The following is a 21,217-nucleotide window of genomic DNA, read 5'->3' as shown; positions in this document are numbered from 1 at the left end:
ACAGATACCGGTGCAGGGGTTGCGTCACCACGTGCGCCAGCTCTTCGAAGCGTGCCCGTCGTAGTCGACGGGTCTCCTGTTCCGTCATCGATTCCACGAACGGTCCGTGTCCGACACAGGCCGGCTCCTTTCAGCAAGGGCCGTCCTGTCCGGATCAGCCAGTGCCGATGTCGATGCCGGTGACTGCGGTGTGTTCGGTGTGGTGGGTGTATATGGCTTCGATCTGGGTGGCGTAGTGGTCGTGGATGGGCCCGCGGCGGGTTTTGCGGGTGTGGGTGACGTAGTCGCTGCCGGGTTGCCAGGTGTCGGTGATCACGGTGTGGGCGCGGACCTGTTCGGGCCGGGACAGGACCGAGTTGGCTGCGGTCAACCCCGTCTCGATCGCAGCCAGGACCGCGGGATGCCGGCACAGTTCGGCAGGTTTGCCGTCCAGGCCGTGGCGTGCGGCGAAGGCGGTGAGTGCGTCGGGGTCGGGCACCAGCAAGGCGCTCACGTAGGGGCGGTTGTCGCCGATGACGACTGCGTGGGCGAGCAGGTGGGTGTGGGTGAGGATGGCTCCTTCGATGGCGGCGGGCGACAGGTTCTTGCCGCCCGTGCTGATCATGAGGTCCTTCTTACGGTCGACCAGGGTGATCGCGCCGGTCGGGTCGATGGTGGCGACATCGCCGGTCCGCAGCCAGCCGTCCGCGGTGAACGCGGCGGCGGTCTTCTCGGGAGCGCCCCGGTAGCCGCGCATGACGATCTCGCCGCGGATCAGCAGCTCGCCGTCCGCGGCGATGGAGGCTTCCACGCCGGGCAGCAGGTGGCCCACCGAGGTCACCGGGGCCTCACCGGGAGGCGAGTAGGTGACCATCCCGGACAGCTCGGACATGCCCAGGCCGCTGCTGACGGGGATGCCCAGGCCGCGCAGGTTCAGCAGCAGGCCGGGGTCGATGGGTGCGGCCCCCGAGGCCGCCACCCGCAGCCGGTCCAGGCCGAACCGTGCCCGCAGGGGTGCCAGCACTTGGGTGTCCAGGGCGGCCCAGCGGTCGGCGAGTTCGGTGGTGAGCTGCCTGTTCTCGGCGGCCTGGGCGTAGCGCAGCCCGAGTGCGGGGGCCTGGGCCAGGGCCTGGCGGCGCGCCGCGTCGGGCTCGCTGTCCGCGGCCTGTCGCAGGGCGGCGGACAGGCCGTTGTGGAGGCGCTGCCAGATCTGCGGTACCGCTCCGAAGATCTGGGGGTGGACGTCGGTGAGGGCGGCGGCGATGTCGCGAGGCTGGTCGAGGGTGGTCAGTTCGGTTCCGGCGGTCATCTGGGTGTAGTGCGAGGACCAGCGGTCGGCCATGTGGGCGGAGGGCAGGAAGGAGATCATCCGGTCGCCGGCGGTGATGCCGAGCCGTTGGTTGGAGGCTGTGCACAGGGCGAGTTCGGCCCGGTGGGTGATCTCGACGCCCTTGGGCTGCCCGGTGGTACCCGAGGTGTAGATCAGGGTGAGGACGCCGTCGGGCCGCACGGACCGCCAGGTCGTCTCGAAGTCGAAACCAGGCACCGTGCGGGCGCAGACGTCCTCCAGCGACACAGTCCCGGGGTGGGTGCCGTCGACGGTGACGACGGTGGCGTCCACCGCGCGGGCGGGATGGTCGAGCACGGGCAGGAAGCACTCCTGGGTGATCACCAGGCGGGCTCGTGAGTCGGTGAGCAGGTGGGCGACCTGCTGGGGGGAGGAGGTGTTGTAGAGCGAGAACGGGATCGCTCCCAGGTGCAGGACGGCCGTGTCGGCGACGTGGAACTCGGGCCGGTTGCGCAGCATGAGCGCGACCGTGTCACCGCGGCGCACCCCCAGCGCCGTCAGCCCCTGGGCCAGGGCCCGGACCCGGTCGGCGTACTCGGCCCACAGCAGCGACCTCGTACCACCGACGGTACGCAGGGCCACCAGACCGGCCTGACGCGCGGCAGTCTGCTGGAACGCCTCACAAAACGTCCGGGGCAAGGTCGACGTCACCGGGCAGCTCCTTCGCTGTCGGGGGAAACAGGCGTACTCGACGGAGACTGCCGGAGTCCCTCGGTGCCCGTCACGCACCGAGCGTGCGTGTGTGTGGGCATGTGCGTGGCACCACTGTCGACCCGCTATTGGCGCTACGTCAATAGCGGCCCGGCGATTCCACCCTCCCTTTCTTGACGGGTCGCTAATAAACGGCGAGAGTGACGAGTCCGCACCCCCGGCACACCACGGCTCCCGCCGATCTCCACCGACCTTCGCCGACTACTGGCGTGAAAGGATGACGCGGTGACAGCCCCCTCCCCCGCCGAAGGCCGGGCACGGACCCGAATGGAGCCGGAAGCCCGCCGCGGCCAGATCATCACCTGCGCACGCCGCGCCTTCGGCGAGAAGCCCTACGGCGCCGTGTCACTGGCGGACATCGCGCGCGAGGCCGGTGTCACCCGGGGCCTGGTCAACCACTACTTCGGCGGCAAGCGAGAGCTGTACCTGGAAGTGCTGCGCGAGATGGTCGCCGTGCCCGACTACGTGCTGGAGCGGCTGCCCAAGGGCACCCTCGAGGAGCGGGTGAACGGCGTCGTCGAACGCTTCCTGAGTGTCGTCGACCGCAATCGCGGCATGTGGCTGGCGACTGTCGACGCACTGTCGCACGGCCATGACCCGGACGTCGACGCCGTCATACGAGAGGCGGAGGAGACGACCGTCGACCAGACCCTGCGCGCTCTCGGCATCGACCCGGGCGCCGGGACGGACGAACCGCTGCGCGGCATGTGCCGGGCCTTCGCCGCGATGACACGGTCCGCGACCAACGAGTGGCTCAACCGCGGCACCCTGAGCCGGGAGCAGACGTTCGCCCTGCTGGAGCGCACTCTCCTGCTGATCATCACGGAGTTCGGGCCGGAGAGCCGCCGGAAGTGACGGTACGCGGGCCGAAGTAACCCCGCGGATTTCGACGTACCCCCTGCGTACAGCGCTTCCCGACGCACGGAACCCCACACCCTCAGGCACCCCCACCGACCCCTCACGCCTCCTATTGTCGGGTCGCCAATAACGTGTTACGTTCCCGAATACGACCCCGGCGGCACCGCGAGCACCCCCGCCCACGCCCGCCGCGGCGGCACCTGAGCCCGCGCACCGGTCGCGGACACATGCGCGCCCCGTTGCTCTGGAGCGCATCGAGGCGCCACATCGGGACCGCCCCACAACGAGACCTCGACCGCGTCGGGATCGAGCCCACCGCCGCGCAGTCGCCGTGATCACCTCGTACGACGCCGCCGACAGAACTCACCCCCGTCGCCCCCCGCCAACAGCCCTTCGCCGAACCGACCATCACCGCAGAGCGAGGAACGAGATGACCACGCCGACCGACCTGCCGACCATGCAGGAGACGACGTACGACGTCGCCGGAAAGAAGATCTTCGTTGCGGAGACGGGCGACGGCCCGCCGGTGGTGATGCTGCACGGCGGCGGCCCCGGCGCCTCCGGTGTCTCCAACTACACGCGCAACATCGCCGCGTTGGCCGAGCGGTACCGGGTCATCGTGCCCGACATGCCCGGCTACGGCCGCAGCAGCAAGGGCGTCGACAGCGCCGACCCCGTCGGCTACCTCGCCCGCCACATCCGCGGTCTGATCGACGAACTCGGCCTGGACAAGGTCCACCTGGTCGGCAACTCCTACGGCGGCGCCTGCGCCCTGCGCCTGGCCCTGGACACTCCCCACCGGGTCGACCGCATGCTGCTGATGGGCCCCGCCGGCATCGGCACCAGCCGCACCGTGCCCACCCGCGGCGCCAGGAGCCTGCTCGGCTACTACACCGGCGAGGGACCCACCCGGCAGAAGCTGGAGACGTTCATCCGCGACTACCTCGTCTTCAACGCCGTCGCCGTCCCGGAATCCGCCATCGAAGACCGTTACCAGGCCAGCATCGACCCTGAGGTCGTCGCCTCTCCGCCCACCAGGCTCCCCTCCGGGCGGGGAGCACTGCGCGCCCTGCTGAAGATGGACTTCACCCGCGACCCGCGCCTGAGCCGGCTGCCCGTGCCCACCCTCGTGCTGTGGGGTGCCGAGGACAAGGTCAACCGCCCCTCCGGTGCCCGCATGCTGGCCGACCGCATCCCCAACTGCGACCTGTACATGGCGGCCAACACCGGGCACTGGGTGCAGTTCGAGCAGGCCGACCTGTTCAACCGCCTGTGCTCCGACTTCCTGGCAGGCCACCGATGAACACATACGAGAGGCACGACACCCCGTCCGTCTTCGGAGCCGTCCACCTCGGCTACATGATCATCGAGACCAACCGCTTCTCCGACTGGCGCCGCTTCGGCGTCGACGCCATCGGCATGCATCACGACACGCTCTCCCGCGACCTGATGCGCTTCCGCCTCGACGACCAGGAGTGCCGCTTCCTGCTGCGGCGCGGCCCCGCCGAGGACGTCGTCACCACCGGCTGGCACATCGACGACCACGTCTCCTTCGAACAGATCGAGGCCCGCATACGCGCCCACGGTGTGCCGCTCGTCGTCGGGAGCGACGAGGAAGCCGCCCTGCGCGGTGTCGAACGCCTGCTGCGCTTCCCCGGTCCCAAAGGCATCACCCAGGAGATCTACACCACCCCGGTGAAGTCCGCCGAGCCCCTGCGCATGCTCGCCTCCGGCTTCGTCACCGGCGATGCCGGCATCGGACACATCGCCCTGACCTCCACCAGGCCGACGCAGATCCGCGGCTACTTCAACACCGTCTTCGACGCCCGCCTGAGCGACTACATCGACGAGACCATGAGCGGCCTCAAAGTCAAGATCCGCTTCCTTCGTGTCAACGAACGCCACCACACCATCGCGGTGGGCAACGCCCTCCGCCTGCCGCTCGACCCGGTCCGTACCCGCGTGCAGCACCTCAACATCCAGGCCGAGACCCTCGACGACGTCGCCCTGAGCTACCAGCGCGTCCGCGAACTCGGCTTCGGGTCGCTGACCGTCGGTCAGCACACCAACGACCGTGAACTCTCCTACTACGCCCGCACCCCCTCCGGCTTCGACTGGGAAGTCGGCTGGAACCCCATCGTCGTCGACGAGGCGACGTGGGAACCCAGCACCCACCAGGGCATCAGCATCTGGGGACACCTCCCGGTCGGTGAGACCATCCTCGACAAGCTCGCCCAGTTCCGCGTCGGCGCCCGCTCCCTGGCCCACCAGGAGAACACCGTGCCCGCCCTCAGCGGCGCCGGCATCGCGGACGACTGACGGGCCGCACCTGACGGAGGCTCACGGCGACGGGACCCGCACCGACAGGAGCTTGCCGTCGCCGAGGTGCAGGAGGCCCGTGCCGGGCTGCACCGGATGGCCCGTCGAACCGCGGCCGATCCGATGGCCGATGAGATCTCCCGAAGAGGGCTGCTGAGGCGACATGAGCAGTCCGCGCCGGGCCTTCGCCGCCTCGACCTGCCAACCGGAGTAGCCCGCGCAGACCTTGTCCTCGTCGCCGCCGAGGACAAGAGCGAGCCCACGGGCGGTGCCGCGCCGGACCAGATCCCTGAGGGAGGGGGCGGCGTCGCAGTCGTCGAGGATCTCCGCGTCGTCGACGATCACCACGATCGGCCGCTCGGGCGAGGCCGACGCCACCGCCTCCTCGACCGCCCCCGCCCTGAGCTCGGCGCCCGTGAAGTACGCCAACACACCTTCCCGCAACACCAGTTCGCGCAGCGGTGACGGCAGCGGCGCCGCCACGACCAGGCGGGCGCCCTGCTTGAGGCAAGCGCGGGCCATGGTGAGCAGGGCGGTGGAGCGGCCCGATCCCTGCGGTCCCGCGACGACGAACGCCGGGACACCGACGGCGAGATCGGGACCGTACCCCGTGAGTTCGTCCCCGCCGACGGCGGCCAGCGTCCAGCGCCCCGAACGCGAACCCTCCCGGTCGCGCAGCCGCCACGCCTCGTCGAAACCGATCCGGTCCGGCAGGGCGGCGACGGTGAACGGGCGCCGCTCGCGCGGCACTTCGGCGTCCCGGGCGGTGGCCGCCCGGCCGATCGCGGCGAGCGCCTCGGCCTGCGCCTGGTCGGTAGGGTCCTCGGTCAGCAGCGCGAACTGGGTCTCGGTGCCGTGCTCTGCACGGAGGGCCCTGCCCGGGGGCATCGACTCCGGGACGGCGCGCGCCCGTACGCCGATCATGGTGTAGTCGGCGGGGTCCATCATTCGGAGCGCGTACTTGTCCTCGGTCAAGGTGGCGATCCGGCCGGCGAGCACCTGCCGGTCGCCGGTGATGACGACATGGATGCCGACGGATGCGCCTTCCCGCATCAGCGTCGTCAAGTCGTCCGTCAACCGGCCGAAGTCGAACTCGCCCAGAGTCGGAACCCAGCCTTCCCAGCTGTCGAGAAGGACGACCAGGTACGGCGGTCGGCGCGCCGGTTCGCCCTGACCACGACGGCTGGCGTTGTCGACGGCGTCCAGCGCGCCGAACTCGTCCTGGCGGCGGGCGAGTTCGCCATTGAGCCGGGACAGGAGCCGGGCGACGCGCTCGGGCTCGCGGCGGGTGACCACGGCTCCGCAGTGCGGCAGTTCGGCCAGCGCGCCGAGTCCTCGATTGCCGCAGTCGACGGCGTACAGGTGCACATCGCCGCAGGAATGGGTGCGGGCCAACGCCCCGGCGATCGTCCGCAGGACCTGGGAGCGGCCGGAGCGCGGTGCGCCGCCGATCAGCAGGTGGCTGAAGTTCGCGAAGTCGATGCGGACCGGGCGCCGGAGTTGTTGGGTGGGCAGGTCTTCGACTCCGAACACCACCGGGGGCAGGTGGCCGGGCCGTGGCCCGTCGGACTCGGCCGCTGCGGAACCCGCCTCGTCGAGGGACAGGATCTCGGGCAGCGGCGGGAGCCAGGGCGTGCGCTGGGGCGGGATGTCGAGCGCCGCGTGGGCTTCACGGACGGCGGCGACGAGCGCGTCGAGGTCGGTGGCGGTCGCGGCGCCCCGCTCCAACTGGCCCTTCGGCGCCGCCAGTTCCCGCCGGCCGAGGTCGGGCCAGGTCAGTGCGCCGACCCACGGAGCGCGGCGAGTCGACTCCGGGTCGCTGGGGCGGCGCCGTTCGCCGACACGCGCCGACTGGAACGGGATGAGTGACGCCTGGCCGAGCCGGGCGTAGGCGCGACCGGGCGTGGACTTCGGGATCGTCGCGGCTTCGGGCGAGCCGACGATGTCGTGGGACTCACCGGGGTCGGCGACCCGCAGGGCGATGCGCAGATTGGTGTTGGCACGGATCTCGGCGGAGATGACACCACTGGGCCGCTGTGTGGCGAGCACCAGGTGGACGCCGAGGGAGCGGCCCCGCTGCGCCACGTTGACCAGGCCGGTGACGAAGTCGGGCAGTTCTCCCACCATCGAGGCGATCTCGTCGACCACGATGACCAACCGTGGCAGGGGTTCGTGTTCGCCCGGGTCACGCCGCAGCAGGTCGTGGTAGTCCTCGATGTCCTTCGCGCCCGCGCTCACCAACAGGTGCTCGCGGCGGCGCAGTTCGGCGCCCAGGGAATCCAGGACCCGATGAACGAGGTACGGGTCGAGGTCGGCGACCATGCCGACCGTGTGCGGCAACCGATCACAACTCTTGAACGCCGAACCGCCCTTGTAGTCGATGAGCACGAACGTGAGGTGCTCGGGAGAGTTCGCGAGGGCGAGCGAGGCGACGATCGTCTGCAACAGCTCCGACTTCCCGGAGCCCGTCGTACCCGCGATGAGCGCGTGGGGACCGTCACGGCGCAGATCGATGCCGAACGGGCCGTCGTAGGTCTCACCGATGACGGCGACGGTCGACGGACTGCGGGAGGTCCAGCGTTCGGCGACGGCCGATCCGGTGGGCGACGCCAGGTCGAGTACGTCGAGCAGGCGCGAGCGGTCGGGCAGGGCCGCGGGTTCGGCCTCGTCACGGACGGCCCGCAAGGGCGCCAGGGAGCGGGCCAGTTGGGCGCACCAGGCCGCGGACACGAAGTCGGGCCGGACGTCGTTCACCCGAGGCGAGTCCGCGGAATCGACACGGAGGCGAAGTGCCGACCGGCCGGTGTGTTCGTGGTGTTCGGCGACGACTGCGGCCTGGCACTCGCCGGGCAGGAACCGCTCGTCCTCCTCCAGGCACAGCACGTGGATGCCCAAGGCGGCCCCCTGGCTCATCAGCAACGTCGTACCGGGCATGGCCCGCAGCCGCCGGGCGCCGTCGAAGACCACGACGATGTCCGGCGCCGGCGCATGCGCGGTGCCGCCGCTCCCCCGCTCCTGCTTCCGGGCGTGAAGGAGGTTGACGAGTTCGGCGATACGAACCCCCACGGTCTCCGAGTCCATGCCGAGGGCGGTGTTGGCGTCGGCGCCGCCGACGGGGCGGGCGTGCGGCAGCCATCTCAGCCAGTCCCAGGAGTCCTGCGCGTCCCGCTCCGTCAGTACGCAGACCCGGACGTCGAGGGGGCTGTGCAGCGCGGCGATCTGGGCCACGGCCCAACGGCCCAGCGCGCGGGCGGAGTCCCCGGGGCCGGCCAGGCCGATCACGCCGAGCTTGCGCAGGGGGAGGGTGACGGGCGAGTCCGGCGTGCCCTTGATCGCGCCGGTGCCCACGCGCAGTTGGAGATGGTCGTGATCACCGGGTCGGCGTTCCCACAACCCGGCGCGGGGGTCGGCGGCGAGTGAGAGTACGGCTCCAGGGGACGGGGCGGCGCGGCGCTGCCGGACGAGTCCGACGCGCAGCTCCTCCCGGAGTGCCTCCGAATCCTCCTGCACCCTGTCCTGACGGGAGAAGTACCGGTGGCCGGCCATCGCGGCCGGCGGACTCAGCAGCCCGGGCAGCAGGAGGTACCAGTCCCGGAGGAGCAGCCAGCAGACCACCGCGACGACGAGCAACAGCCCCATGAGCAGCTGGAAGAGGATCCACCTGCGGCGAAGGGCCCGTCGCTGAGCACTGTGCATCCATCTGGCGGCCGGACCACTGCGCACTCGTTTAGGCGCGCTCATCCGCGGAGGCCGCTCGAAGACGAACCCCCTCTTGTCCTCGGACCGACGCAGGGCACCGTCGGACGGCGCGCAGGCGACGAGTTCGAGCAGCGTTCCGCCCACGGCGAGTTGCCCGTCGAGGGGCCACACGGCAGGTTCGCGCAGCGGCACCCCGTCCAGCGTGATCCACGCCTCGGCGTCACGCCCCCGCACCGTGCACCCACCGTCCACCCCGACCGTCAACGTCAGCGCCAGCTCGGCCAGTTCGGGATCGTCGACGCACACATGCGCCTCCGCTCCCCGACCGATGTCCGTGTGCCCGAGCCCCAGCCGGTGCACGGCCCCGGCGTCCGGCCCGCCGATGACGCGCAGTTCGACGATGCCGGTCACCTCGCGGGGCGGACAGCCGGCGGGGGTGTAGAGACTGACGACGCACCCTTCCGTCAACGGTGACCGGGCCAACGTCGCCGCCGCGTCGACGACGAGTCCATCGACGTGGACGACGGGCGGTGTCCGGTCACCGCTCTCCCCGCGGAGCAGGACGCGCTCCAGCGCGCGAGCGACCTCCCCCATGGGTGAGTCGGGATCGGCGTCCAGGACGACGTCGGCGGAGTTCCCGTCGCGGGGGTCGACGACCGTGAGGGTGAGACGCACAGCAGCCCTCCTTCGTCAGTTCCGCGGGGAGCGGTCGGCGCCCAGCTCGTCGAAGGCGCACTCGTCGGGATCTCCCGGGCGGAAGGCGAAGGCCAGGTCCGCCCTCCACTGGCCCTGGCGCAGGCGGACGGTGCGTACCGCCAGGGAGTGGCCGTCGCCCTCCCTGGCGATGAAGACCTCGTTGTAGCCGTTCTCCTCGTTCGAGTGGATGCTGGCCAGCGCCGGGGCGCCCGCGATGCGGGTGGTCCAGGGCCGGTCGCGGTCGATCAGCCGTTCCGAGGCGAGGAAGCCGAGGTGGGTGTGTCCGTGCAGCACCAGTGCGGTGTGGGCCTCGGCGAGGGACGCCTTGGCCTGGCCTGCGTTCACGACACCGGCGTACGGCGCCACCTCCACGGCGGGCACCGGGGACAGCGGATGGTGGACGACGGCCAGGTTCACGCACCCCGTCTCCCTGCTCAGACGTCTGAGCACGGGATGGGCCACGACTCCGGGGTCGTGGCGTTCGAGTCGCCCCATGAGGTCGCTGATCTGGACGCCGTCCTCCGACTGGGCGAGTTCGGCGAGGAGTTGGCGTACGCGGTCGCGGTCCTCGTTGCTCGCCGGCTCGCCGCCCGACTCGGCCGAGCCGAGCAGCGCGACCCGCAGTCCGGCGTCGGGGTAGCGGACGTAGAGGCGGCGGTCCTCGTGCTTGTCCTTGTCCAGGTCGGGGTGCGGGTACGCGTCGAAGGCCCGCGCGAACCACTCGTGGCGGGCGCCGGGCCTCGGGTCCAGGCACCGGTCCCAGGACACGTCGTGGTTGCCGCCCACGAGCAGGATCCGCGGGTCGTCCCGGCGCAGGTCGGGGTGATCGGTGAGAAGCCGGCCCAGGCGGTCCAGCCAGTCGAGGGCCTCGCGTCCGTACTCGTCGAGCGGGCGGTCGACCAGGTCGCCGGAGACGATGACCAGGTGCGGGGCCCTGCCCTGTCCGGCGAGGTGCTGGACGTGCTCCAGATAGCTCTCCAGCGGGGTGCCCTCGCCGGTGAGCCGGGCGAGGGCGGCACCCGCCTGGGTCCGGTCCTTCTGGTCGACGTTGGACCGCAGGCGGCCGCCGAAGTGCAGGTCGGACACATGGTGCACGCGCAGCACGGCGGGCAGGTGGTGCGCGATCACGGGGTCGGCGGCCACCGGGCGCAGCACCTCCCGCATCGTCTGCGCGTCGCGGGCGTCGGAGGTGAAGTCGAGCCCGGCGTCGCGCCATCGCTCACGCCGTATGACGGCACGGTGTGTCGCGGACATGCCGTTGTGGAACCACTGGTCGACATAGCGGTGTTGCGGATGGTCGGCCTCTTCGCCGGCCCGGCGGGAGAGCTCGGCGGGATCCGTCCGCAGGTCGGGCTCGGCCTCGGCGGTCTGGAGGGCGAGTTCCAGCAGGAAGGGGGTGAGGAGCCAGCCGGGCTGCTCGGCCCGCAGCAGGGCCACGACGTCGTGCGCCCACTCGGGGGCCCGGTCCGCCATCCACCCCGCCTCCTCGTCGGTGACCGACGGCGGCATGCGGACGTCCTTGGAGGCGTCGGCCCCCAGGTGCGGGGCGAGCAACTCGTACTCGGCGGGCGTGGCGAAGACCACCGGTACGACGCCCTCCTCCCGCAACCGTCCGAGTCCCGCGGCGAGCGTCCCGGGATCCCGGGCCTGTCTCCCCGACGGGCCGATGGCCGGCTCGTCGACGAGCACCATGTCCACGTCGCCGAGCTGCGGGCGGGCGGCCTTGCCGTTCGTCAGACAGGTCAGCGCCGCCCTGCGCACATCGGTGTCGCTGCGTACGTCGACCAGCCGGGTACGCCCTTCGGGGCGGGCGCGGCGTACCGCCCCGGCGAGCCAGCTCTTGCCGGAGCGCCGGGGCATGACCACCAGCCAGCAGGCGTCGTTGGGCTCGTGCCTCTCCACCAGCGGTACCGCCCACGGTGGTATCCGTGTGCCGCGGAACCTGATGTCGAGGCTCGGGTCGAACGACCGGCTCGGCCGGTAGTGGTTCATCGGTGCTGCTCCTCGTCGTGCAGTTCCTCGTACGCGTGCCGGATCCAGTCGAAGAAGGGCCGGTCGGACAGCCATGCGTTCTGGGACAACAGCAGGCCCACCTCGCGCAGTTCCTTCCCCTGCGCACGGCTGAGGTCCCTGGGCTGTCCACCCCTGGCCTGGAGCAGGGCCTCGCGGGCCGCGGGGCCGATCTCGCTCCAGCGGGAGCGGAAGACATCGGCCTTCTTCACAAGGAGTTCCCGCTCGATGAGCGATTCGAGCTCGGCGGAGTCGTGGACGGCCAGCGTGCTCCCGGCGCGTGCCGACCGCACCAGGGCGTCGCCCACCACCTGGAGGTAGAAGGGCCAGGGTCCTACGTTCCTGAGGATGCGGTCGGCGGTGCCGGAGGGGATCTCCAGCCCCTCGTTCTCGGCGGTGCCCGTCAGGAACTCGCGGGCGTCCTGTTCGGTCAGCGGCCCGAGGGTGAAATGGCTGACGTCGTTTCCGTAGCTCGACCCGGGCACCTTGCGTGCGTGCCGCAGGGCGTCGTTCCAGTCCTTGTAGGTGCCGCAGTAGACGAGCCAGGCGCCGGCCTGGCCGAGGTCGCGCAGCCAGGACACGGCAGCCGGGTGGTAGCCGGTGAGCCGGCCGACCTCGTCGAGCAGCAGCACGAGCCGGGACGAACCGGTGCCCTCGGCGGCCCGGTCCATCAACTCGTCGGCGGGCCGGGCGGATCGGGCCAGCGCGGGCATGAGCCGTACGGCGAGGTCGTCCTGCGATCCGGTCCGGTCCCGGTTGGACAGGGTCACCACCTTCTGCACATCGCCCAGGCCATCGGACCGCATGCGCTCCTGGAGTTCCTTGACGATCCAGGACTTGCCGGCCCTGCGCGGCCCGAGCAGCGCGGCGGACGCGCCGTCCCGGTAGGTGCGGCTCAGCCAGGCGAACACGTCCTCGCGGCCCACCGGCCGGCCCGCCGGTCCGAGCGAGAAGCGGTCGGCCGCGAGCGCGCTGCTCCCGATCCGGAACGGCCTGCTCTCCAACGGCACTTCGGCGTCGCGCCGGCGCGTCTCCATCACCGTCTCCTGGATCCGGTCGGGCAGCGCGATCTGAACTTCGGCGCCGGTCCCCGCGTACAGGGCACGACCGGACACGACGACGGGTGGCCGCAGGTGTCCCGCCAGCCCGGCCTGTTCGTAGCCGGTGCCGCCGGCCTGTCCGAGGACCAAGGTGGTGTTCCGCCTGGCGCCGTCGCGGAGCCCCAGTACCTGCCGGCCGCCCGCGACGACGGGACAGATCCCGGACCGGGTGTCCCGGAGCAGGCCGAGCAGGTCCGTGAGGCATCCCTCGTTGGAGGTCCCGCGCGCCCAGCCGCGGAACTCCTCGAAGCCGTCGAGCAGGAGGACGAGATACGGCTGCCGCCCCCGGCCGTGGCCCTCCTGCCGCTGCCCGTGCAGGCTCCTGAGGCCCGTCTGCGTGAAGCGTTCCTGACGGCTGCGCACGGTGTCTACGAGTTTGTCGATGAGCCGCCGCATCCGCTCCGGCTCGTCCGGGGTCACCACGGCCCCGCAGTGCGGCAGGTCGGTGAGGGCGCCGAGGGCTCCGGAGCCGCAGTCGACGACGTAGAGGTGGACGTCGTCCGCGCCGTACTGCTCGGCGACGGCGACGGCGAGGGTGAGCAGCGTCTGGGTCCGCCCGCTGCCGGGGTCGCCCAGGACGAGCAGGGGGCCGTCGAGGTCGAGGTCCCATGTCGCCTGCTGGAATCCCTGGGTGTCGGGCGCGTCGCGCAGCCCGAAGACGACCGGTGTCCGGGTTCCGGGCCGTGGCCGCAGGGGCCACAGGGCGTCCGGCCCGACGGCGGTCTCCTTCAGCCTGACCGACAGCGGCAGCGTCGGCGGCCACGGAATGTGCGGCACTGGCAGGTCGTCGAGGGTGGCCGCGGCCTGCGCGGTCGCGTCGACGAGGTCGGCCAGCTCACCCACTCCCGTGACCGCCGCGATCCTGGGTGCGGGCTGCTCCGGGGCGCCCGTCCAGTCCGTCGCCCGGATCCGGACGGTGTCGCTCGCGGCGGACGTCCCCTCCTGCCGGCGCCCCAGACGCGCACAACGGACCAGCTCCAACTCCCCGGAGGAACGGCGGACATACGCCAGTCCCTGCCGCCCCGCGTCCAGCCGGGCCGCGGCCGGGGTACCGATCAGCAGGTCGCTGTCGGCGGGATCGGCGAGCCGCAGGACCACTCTCAGCGGGGCGAACTCCAGTACCTCGCCGGTCACGGCGTCGGACGGGCGACGGGTCGCGAGGATCACGTGGACGCCCAACTCCGCTCCCCGCCGCATGGCGTCGATCAGCCCCGTGACGAACTCCGGTGTCTCCTCCCGGAGTCGGGCGAGATCCGAGACCACGACCACCAGACGGGCCAGGACGGGCAGCCCGGCGGCCTCGGACGCCCGGATCACCGTGTACTGCTCGAAGTCGCGGGCCCCGGCCTCCTTCATCAGTTGCTGACGCCGCCTCAGTTCCGCGGTGAGGGCGGTCAGTCCACGGGCGGCGGCATAGGAGTCGAGCGCGGTGTGCACCCCCACCGTGTGCGGCAGCCGGGCCGCCTCGGCGAACGCCTCACCGCCGTCGTGGTGGACGAACAGCAGGTTCAGCTCGTCGGGGCGGTTCGCCACGGCGAGGGAGCCGAGCCAGGCGCAGAGCAGTTCCTCCATCCCGGAGCCGGCCATCCCGGTCACCAGGGCGTGCGGACCGTCGCCCGGCAGATCGAGGACGAAGGGCCGACCGACCGAACCGCCCAGCACGGCCGCCGGCGAACGCGGGGTGCCTGCCCAGCGGTCGGCGATCCTCTCGGAGGTCGGGGGGTCCAGGTCGAGGAGGTCCAGGAGGCGTTCGGCCGGGTTGTCGGTCGGCTCGGCGGAGTTGTCGCGCAGCGGGGCCAGGAGGCGGGCCAGGGAGTCGAGTTGGTGCGGTGACACGTCGTCGGGGCGGAACTCACGCTCCAGGACGGTACGCGCCGGTCCGGAGACCGCGAGAGACACTACGTCGCCGTCCGCTCGCAGCACGGTCTGACACCAGTCGGGCAGTCGCGCCCGGTCCTCGGCGAGGCAGATCACATGCACGCCGACGTCCGATCCGACGCGGAGCATCTCTTCGGCCGACGGCGTCGCGCGCAGAGCGGTCAGGTCGTCGAGGACGATCACCAGGTTGGTGCGGCCCCAGAACGATCCCGCCGCGGGCTCGCCGCGCAGGCGTTCGCGGATGATCAGTTCCACCGTTTCGAGAAGCCCGGCGTGCGCGGCGGGATCGCGGCTGACCCGCACGGGCAGGGCACCCCGGGACATCAGCCCGTCGGGCGGCAGCCACCGTGCGAAGCGCCAGAAGTCCTGCCCGGACTCGTCGGTGAGCACCTGTACCGCAAGCGCGGACGGTGGATGGAACAGGGCCGTCTGCGCGACGAGCCAGCCCGCCAACCTGCGGCCGCGATCCCGGCCGGCCGCGATACCCAGAGGACCCCTTTCCTGAAGGTCGACGGTCAGCGGATCCGTCCTCGTCGCGCCGACGCGCAGGACCAAGCCGTCCCGGTGCTCATAGCCCCGTTCCCACAACCGCGACGGCGAACCGAAGATCTCCGACGCGAGCTCACGGGGATCGGGAAAGCGCGGTCTCTTCCCACCGGATCCGTCGGACGCCCGACGGCGCCAAGGCACGAGACCCCGCCGGAGGGAATCCCCGAGAACCGCCCCGGACTCGACCGGACCGCCCGCTCCGGACGCGCTCGCCGCCCGCCGGTCGAAGGCCAGCGCCCCTCCCCCGGCCGACGACACGTACAGCTCCCGGAATCGCGCGAAGCCCTCCGGCGCCAGCCCCGGAACCCCGCCTCCGACCGCACCCGCACGCTCCGTCAGCGACCCGAGGAAGACCCGGCAGCCGTCGTACAGAGCCGTCTGCCCGAGAGTGGCCTCCGGCGCCAGCCGTTCCCCCTCGCTCGTGAACAGCTCGGGAGGGCCGGCAGCCGTCCGAGCCGGACCGAGCCGGACGAGTTGCTCCGCGACGACCCGGACGGGGGTCGACTCGTCGGCTTCGAGTACGACGTCCTGCTGGGCGCCACCCGGCAGCACGACGGTGATGTTCCAGCGGGCGCCGGCCGTCCCCGTGCGCCGCCCCGGACCGATGGGCGCGGCCGACCACGAGGGGGGCGGTGTCACCCGGGCCGGGCGCCGTACGCGGATCTCGGCGGCCGGTGCCGGTGCCGACCGCGGTCCCGCGACCACCCCCAGCAGGGGAGCGGTGACCCGGCCGTCGCGGTCGATGTCGATGCCGTATCCCGCGCCGGGCAGACCGGCGTGTGCCGTGCCGACGAGGACGCGCGGCCCGGTCGTCCGGTCCCGGGCGACGAGCCGGGCGAGCTGCCGTGCCTCGGCGGGGGTCGGCTCGGTCCCGATGAGCACCACCTCGCCCGCGGTGGCGGGATGCGCGGGCCGGGCGGCCCAACCGGTCAGCACGGGCCGGGAGTTCGACCCCGAGTGCGCGTACTGCCCCGCCCGTTCCGCCAACGACTCGATCAGGGAAGGGACATCGGGCAGCACGGTCACCCGCTCCGGGAACTCGGCGTCCAGACCGTGCGCCACTCCGACGCAGGTGACGCGGACGTCGCCCGACCACGGTGCCGTGGCCTGCTCGGCGGCGATCGCCTCAAGAAGCGCGGCCCGGTGCGCCGTTGGTCCGGTCACGGCACACAAGCCGGTCCCCGCGTCGAGGTTGAGCAGCAGCCGCAGCTCATCGCCGCGACCGACGGACACGAGGTGAGGAAACGCGGAGACGCCCATCGCCGTACTCACGTCCAAGTCCCGGGCCAAGTCCCGGTCCCGGCCCTCGTCCTGGTGCGCCCCGACGCTCTCCCGACTGAGGAACCACAGCCGCTCATCGCGCCGCGCCTGCCACCGCTCGGGAAACAACCGGTCCGGCGGATCGGCCACTTCTACGACGATCTCGTCGCCCCAGAGCCAGACGGCGCTGATCCTCGGCAGCAGGGACGCGGGCTCGGCGAGAGCGCGCAGGGCCCGTCCCAGCAGCCGCGCTCCCACCGGGTCGGAGCGCACCAACAGCCCCTCGACCGGGCTCGTACCGGGCCGTGGGCCGTAGACGTGGCGTGTCCGGACTGCTGAACGAGTGGATCGTGGCATGACTTGTACATCCTCGGGGGGCCGACGGATCCGCGACATGGATTCGGCCGTGCGCTGTCGGCCGGGAAATGGACGGCGGGGTCGACCGGTCAGCGTTCGGCCGGGGCACCGGCCTCCCGTGGCGCCGGCAATGCCGCGGACTGGTCCTGGAACTGCTGGAGTCCGGCCCGGAACTCGGTGCTCCAGTCGGCGGTCTCGGATTCGAGATGCCCACGGACCTTTCCGACCAACCCGCCGATCAGGATCAGTCTGCGCTCGATCACCGCTTGCTCCGGCTCGCCCGTCGAGTCCCTCAACAACTCGGCCGACCAGGCCAGCCGGAACTCGTTCAACTCGCCGCGCAGCGCCTGCGCGGCGGTGATGTCACGCATCCAGGCCGTGGAGAGTCCGAAGAAGTAGTCGAACCCCTTGCACCCCGCCGCCGCGGCCAGAAAGACATAGCCCCAGCTCTGGATGTCCGCGTCCGCGGCCGCGCCGACCAGCGGGATCACGGTGCCGGTCGTCGCGAGCACGATCATCACGCCGCGGATGACACGGGAGCCGAGCCGCTTGAGCCGCTTGTCCTCCAGGTACCAGTCCATGGCGTCCTCGGCCTCCTGCTCGACCCAGGCCCGCAGGGACTCGACCGACTTCATCCGCTCGGCCGACGTACCCGTGGTCAGCGTAGGAAAGGCCCGGCCCCGCAGATCTCTCCTGCGCGCCCGCCCACCACCGCTCTCGACAGCCGCTGCACTCCCCGTCAACTCACCCTCCCCAGCAGGGTCTTTGCGTAGGAGGGTAGCCGAAGGACCCCCGACCACGACCTGATGGTTCACCCCGCTCCACTGAGTGGTGTACGCCTCGTTGCCCGAGGTGATGGTGGTGAAGCCGAGCATCCGAAGAGGTTGCTGACCCAGCGCCTGCGTGACTCACCGCGGGGCGGGGACACCCGGGCGATACCGAGGCACCACACCTGATACGCCCGTTGCGACGCGAGGGTTGACGGTGCTTCAGCGCCCCCTCTAAGTTCACGACTTGTAAAAAGCCGTGAACCCCCGTGTCACCCCCCAACTGATCGCCCAGCCCAGTCGCTTCAGCCTCCCGGCGTCGGACGAGCGAGTCTCACCGGCTCACACCGAGCGGCAGGCGACATCCCCCACCCGATCAGGAGTTTCCGTGCCTCTGAGACACCCCCACTGGTGGCGACCGCGCTCCCGGACCACCGGTCCCGTCGTGCGCAGCCGTCGGGCCACGCTCGCGCTGACAGCGACGGCGGTCGGCGCGCTGCTCGCACCCGTCGCTCTGACCACAGTGAACGCACCGTCGGCCCAAGCGGCCGGCGCTCCCGTTCAGGTGTACTTCAGCTCGGAGTCGACGGCCTCGGGATTCGGCCCGGCCAACGCGAACTGGTTCACCAACCCGGCGACGGGACTCGCCTCCACCCCGTACCAGTTGTCGCGGCAGTCCGACCTCACCGCGGTCACCGCCTCGGGCACGGCCACCATCACCGCTGACACGGCCACCCGTTACCAGTCCGTCCTGGGCGTCGGCTCCTCGCTGGAGGAGTCCACGATCTACAACCTGTCCCGGATGAGTGCCTCCGCGCGTACCGCGGCGCTGCGCAAGCTCGTCGACCCGGTCAACGGCGCCGGCTTCAACATCGCCCGGATCCCGCTGGGTTCGAGCGACTTCACCTCGCGGCAGTTCTACACCTACGACGACGGCGCGGCCGACCCGAGCCTGTCGCGGTTCTCCATCCAGAAGGACATCGACTACAAGATCATCTCGGTCCTCAAGGAAGCGAAGGCGATCAACCCCAACCTGCTGTTGTTCGGCAGTGTGTGGAGCCCCCCGGCCTGGATGAAGAACAACAACAGCCTGATCGGCGGCACGCTTCCCGACGCGAACATCCCCGTGCTCGCCACCTACCTGCGCAAGGCCGTCACCGCCTACGCGGGCCAGGGACTGCCGTTGTACGCCGTCACGATGCAGAACGAACCGCTGTTCTCGCCCCCGGACTACCCGGGCATGACGCTCACCGCCGACCAGGAACGCAGGGTCGCCACCGCGCTGCGCACCGAACTGAACGGCAACGGCGCCTCGGCGACCAAGATCTGGGCCTTCGACCACAACTTCGGCGACGGCCCGTCCTACACCGCCGGAGTCCTCGGCAACCCCGGCTCACCCAGCAGCGCGTTCAACTCGGTCGACGGCGTCGCCTTCCACGACTACGGCGGGGACCCGACCTCCATGGGACAGGTCAAGTCGAGCTACCCGACCAAGGACGTGGCCATGACCGAGCGCGCGGTGTGGGGCACCGCCGGCGCGGACCGGATCGTCCAGTACTTCCGCAACCAGTCGATCATGTACCAGGACTGGGTCACCATGCTCGACCAGAACCGCAGCCCCGAGCAGTGGTCCGGCGCACCCGACCCGACCATGTTCATCCAGTCGCCGAGCAACCCGGACACGTACTGGGCACTGCCCGAGTACTACATCGTCGGCCAGTTCTCGAAGTTCATCGCACGCGGCGCCACCCGGGTCCAGACGAACAACGGCAACAGCGGCAACGTCACCAACGTCGCCTTCCTCAACCCCGACGGCAGCCTGGTGACCGTCGTGGTCAACCAGACTGCTTCCAACCAGCCCTTCACCCTGCGCGCCGCCGGCCAGCAGGTCAGCAGCACGCTGCCCGCCAAGACGGTCGGCACGTACATCTGGCCCGACGTGGGCGGGGGCACCAGCGGACCTGTGGACTCGACGAAGTGGTACACGGTCACCAACTCCGGCAGCGGCAAGTGCGTTGACGACGCGGCCGGTTCGACCGCCAACGGCGCCGCCGTGCAGCAGTGGGCCTGCGTGTCCGGCAGCACCAACCAGCAGTGGCAGTTCCAGCCCACCGACAGCGGCTACTACAAGGTCGTCAGCCGCAACGCGGCCAACGCAGTCTGGGACGTCACCGGCGGGACGGGCGTCGGCAGCGGAGCGAAGATCCAGCTCTGGGCCTACGGCGGCGGTACCAATCAGCAGTGGAAGCCGGTTCCTGGAACAGGCGGCACGTACACCCTGACGCCACGCAGCAATCCCGCCCAGTGCCTGGACGTCACCGACGCCTCCACCGCCGACGGCGCCCGGCTCCAGCAGTGGACCTGCTCCGGCGGTACCGCCCAGTCCTTCACCCTCACGCCTCAGTAGGCCGGATCGTATCCGGACGACACATGACGGCCGCGGCTCGACGATCGAGCCGCGGCCGTCGTCGTCCGATGCTCGCGTTTCCGGGCGGGGTGATCTCGTCGAGGGAGCCGTTGATGATCAGCATCGGGATGGTGCTGTCGGGCAGCTTGTCCCAGGTGCCCTCGAAGGACGCGTACGCCTGTCCTGCCTGGTATTGGCCCAGCTCCCGTCCGGATACGCGCTGCTGTTCGGCCGCGCCGAACTCAAACAGCCCGCCGATCGGGCGAGCGCACCCTTGGCCTTCGCCTTCTCATCCGCAGCCACAACCACAACCACTCACCCCTGCCTCTCTCGAAATGGGTTCGCCACCCGTCTCACCGCATGCCCCACCTCCACATCGGACAGTTGTCGCACATACCCTTGGCGGCTCCGGGCCACCCAAGGAACACATGAAATCCCGTAGGAGTGAAGATCGATCGACGGGGCAACCGAAGGATCGGAGGTTGATAACAATGGTTCCTATTCTTCTTGTTCTTCTGCTTGCTCTGATCCTCTTCGGTGCCGGTTTCGCACTCAAGGCCCTGTGGTGGATCGCCGTCATCGTGCTGGTCGTGTGGCTCCTGGGCTTTGTGATCCGCCCTGCGGCGAGCGGTGGCAAGCGAGGCCGCTGGTACCGCTGGTAGGCGAACACCCGGAATTCCGAAGGTCTGAAGTGGCGTCACCGAATTTGAAGGTGTCTGCCCGACTTGACAGTTCACGTGCGGGAGCAACAAAGAATCTCGATGAGGGAGCGGTTCCTTATGAGTGACAACATCTGGGGCTACCAGCCGATCACCGGCCACACCACGGGCACCGACCTGATCGGATACACGGTCGAGGCGACCGACGGCAGCATCGGCAAGGTCGACAAGTACTCGGACGACGTCGCCTCCTCCTACCTTGTCGTCGACACCGGCGTGTGGATCTTCGGCATGCACGTCCTGCTGCCCGCCGGAACCGTGAAGTCGGTCGACCCGGCTGAGCGCAAGATCTACGTCGGCCTCACGAAGGACCAGATCCGGGAGTCCCCCGAGTTCGACAAGGACAAGCACATCGGCGACGCCGGCTACCACGGCAGGTAGCCGAGTACTACGAGACCCAGCGAGTCATCTGACCTCGCACCAGCCCGGAAGTGGGGGGGGGGGGGGGCCCACCCCCCCCCCCCCCCACCCGGGGTAAACCCCCCCCCCCCCCCCCCCCCCCCCCCCCCCCCCCCCCCCCCCCCCCCCCCCCCCCCCCCCCCCCCCCCCCCCCCCCCCCC

Annotated in this window: 10 protein-coding genes and 1 pseudogene; 6 read left to right on the top strand and 5 right to left on the bottom strand. The window is 70.9% G+C overall.

From position 1 onward, the window contains the following. Positions 1–154: 154 nt before the first annotated feature. Positions 155–1,978, bottom strand: a complete 1,824-nt coding sequence (locus ACIP6U_RS15585; protein WP_401717073.1) for an AMP-dependent synthetase/ligase — start codon at positions 1,976–1,978, stop codon at positions 155–157. A 285-nt stretch (positions 1,979–2,263) separates the two neighbouring features. On the opposite strand from ACIP6U_RS15585, the gene ACIP6U_RS15580 reads away from it, so the two are divergent. The 3 genes from ACIP6U_RS15580 (at position 2,264) to ACIP6U_RS15570 (ending at position 5,215) form a co-directional block, all read left to right on the top strand. After that, complete coding sequence (locus ACIP6U_RS15580) at positions 2,264–2,893, top strand: TetR/AcrR family transcriptional regulator (RefSeq protein WP_401717070.1); 630 nt, start codon at positions 2,264–2,266, stop codon at positions 2,891–2,893. A gap of 433 nt (positions 2,894–3,326) precedes the next feature. Beyond that, complete coding sequence (locus ACIP6U_RS15575; RefSeq protein WP_401717067.1) at positions 3,327–4,199, top strand: alpha/beta fold hydrolase; 873 nt, start codon at positions 3,327–3,329, stop codon at positions 4,197–4,199. Then, complete coding sequence (locus ACIP6U_RS15570) at positions 4,196–5,215, top strand: VOC family protein (RefSeq protein WP_401717064.1); 1,020 nt, start codon at positions 4,196–4,198, stop codon at positions 5,213–5,215. The genes ACIP6U_RS15575 and ACIP6U_RS15570 overlap by 4 nt, the downstream gene beginning before the upstream one ends. A gap of 21 nt (positions 5,216–5,236) precedes the next feature. Here ACIP6U_RS15570 and ACIP6U_RS15565 read toward each other — a convergent pair whose 3' ends face one another. The 4 genes from ACIP6U_RS15565 to ACIP6U_RS15550 form a co-directional block, all read right to left on the bottom strand. Further along, a complete protein-coding gene (locus ACIP6U_RS15565) occupies positions 5,237–9,589 on the bottom strand; it encodes an FtsK/SpoIIIE domain-containing protein (RefSeq protein ID WP_401717062.1) in 4,353 nt (1,450 codons plus the stop codon). A gap of 15 nt (positions 9,590–9,604) precedes the next feature. Further along, positions 9,605–11,602, bottom strand: a complete 1,998-nt coding sequence (locus ACIP6U_RS15560) for a metallophosphoesterase family protein (RefSeq protein ID WP_401717059.1) — start codon at positions 11,600–11,602, stop codon at positions 9,605–9,607. After that, positions 11,599–16,764 (bottom strand): FtsK/SpoIIIE domain-containing protein, encoded by a 5,166-nt coding sequence (locus ACIP6U_RS15555; RefSeq protein WP_401717056.1) that lies wholly within the window; start codon positions 16,762–16,764, stop codon positions 11,599–11,601. The genes ACIP6U_RS15560 and ACIP6U_RS15555 overlap by 4 nt, the downstream gene beginning before the upstream one ends. 89 nt (positions 16,765–16,853) lie before the next feature. Next, positions 16,854–17,507: an SLATT domain-containing protein gene (locus ACIP6U_RS15550; protein WP_401717053.1), complete on the bottom strand. Its 654-nt coding sequence runs from the start codon at positions 17,505–17,507 to the stop codon at positions 16,854–16,856. Between the two features lie 412 nt (positions 17,508–17,919). Between ACIP6U_RS15550 and ACIP6U_RS15545 the strand changes: the two genes are divergently transcribed. The 3 genes and pseudogenes from ACIP6U_RS15545 to ACIP6U_RS15535 all read left to right on the top strand — a co-directional run bounded on the left by ACIP6U_RS15545 (position 17,920) and on the right by ACIP6U_RS15535 (position 21,070). Beyond that, positions 17,920–19,938 (top strand): RICIN domain-containing protein, encoded by a 2,019-nt coding sequence (locus ACIP6U_RS15545; RefSeq protein ID WP_401717050.1) that lies wholly within the window; start codon positions 17,920–17,922, stop codon positions 19,936–19,938. 491 nt (positions 19,939–20,429) lie between these two features. Then, the gene (locus ACIP6U_RS15540; RefSeq protein WP_401717047.1) at positions 20,430–20,600 is read left to right on the top strand and encodes a hydrophobic protein; all 171 of its coding nucleotides are present in this window, start codon (positions 20,430–20,432) and stop codon (positions 20,598–20,600) included. A gap of 117 nt (positions 20,601–20,717) precedes the next feature. After that, a pseudogene (locus tag ACIP6U_RS15535) lies at positions 20,718–21,070 on the top strand (PRC-barrel domain containing protein). The last annotated feature ends 147 nt before the right edge of the window (positions 21,071–21,217 follow it).

Origin of the sequence: Streptomyces sp. NPDC088794, from assembly GCF_044750545.1 — a bacterium.
In the GTDB taxonomy this organism is placed as follows: Bacteria; Actinomycetota; Actinomycetes; order Streptomycetales; family Streptomycetaceae; genus Streptomyces.
This window is presented reverse-complemented; position numbering and strand designations above follow the sequence as displayed.

What these genes read in the sequence shown, in the direction of transcription:
- ACIP6U_RS15575 (WP_401717067.1), top strand. Translation starts at nt 3,327, where the DNA reads ATGACCACGCCGACCGACCTGCCGACCATGCAGGAGACGACGTACGAC.
- ACIP6U_RS15570 (WP_401717064.1), top strand. Translation starts at nt 4,196, where the DNA reads ATGAACACATACGAGAGGCACGACACCCCGTCCGTCTTCGGAGCCGTC.
- ACIP6U_RS15555 (WP_401717056.1), bottom strand. Translation starts at nt 16,764, where the DNA reads ATGCCACGATCCACTCGTTCAGCAGTCCGGACACGCCACGTCTACGGC.
- ACIP6U_RS15540 (WP_401717047.1), top strand. Translation starts at nt 20,430, where the DNA reads ATGGTTCCTATTCTTCTTGTTCTTCTGCTTGCTCTGATCCTCTTCGGT.
- ACIP6U_RS15560 (WP_401717059.1), bottom strand. Translation starts at nt 11,602, where the DNA reads ATGAACCACTACCGGCCGAGCCGGTCGTTCGACCCGAGCCTCGACATC.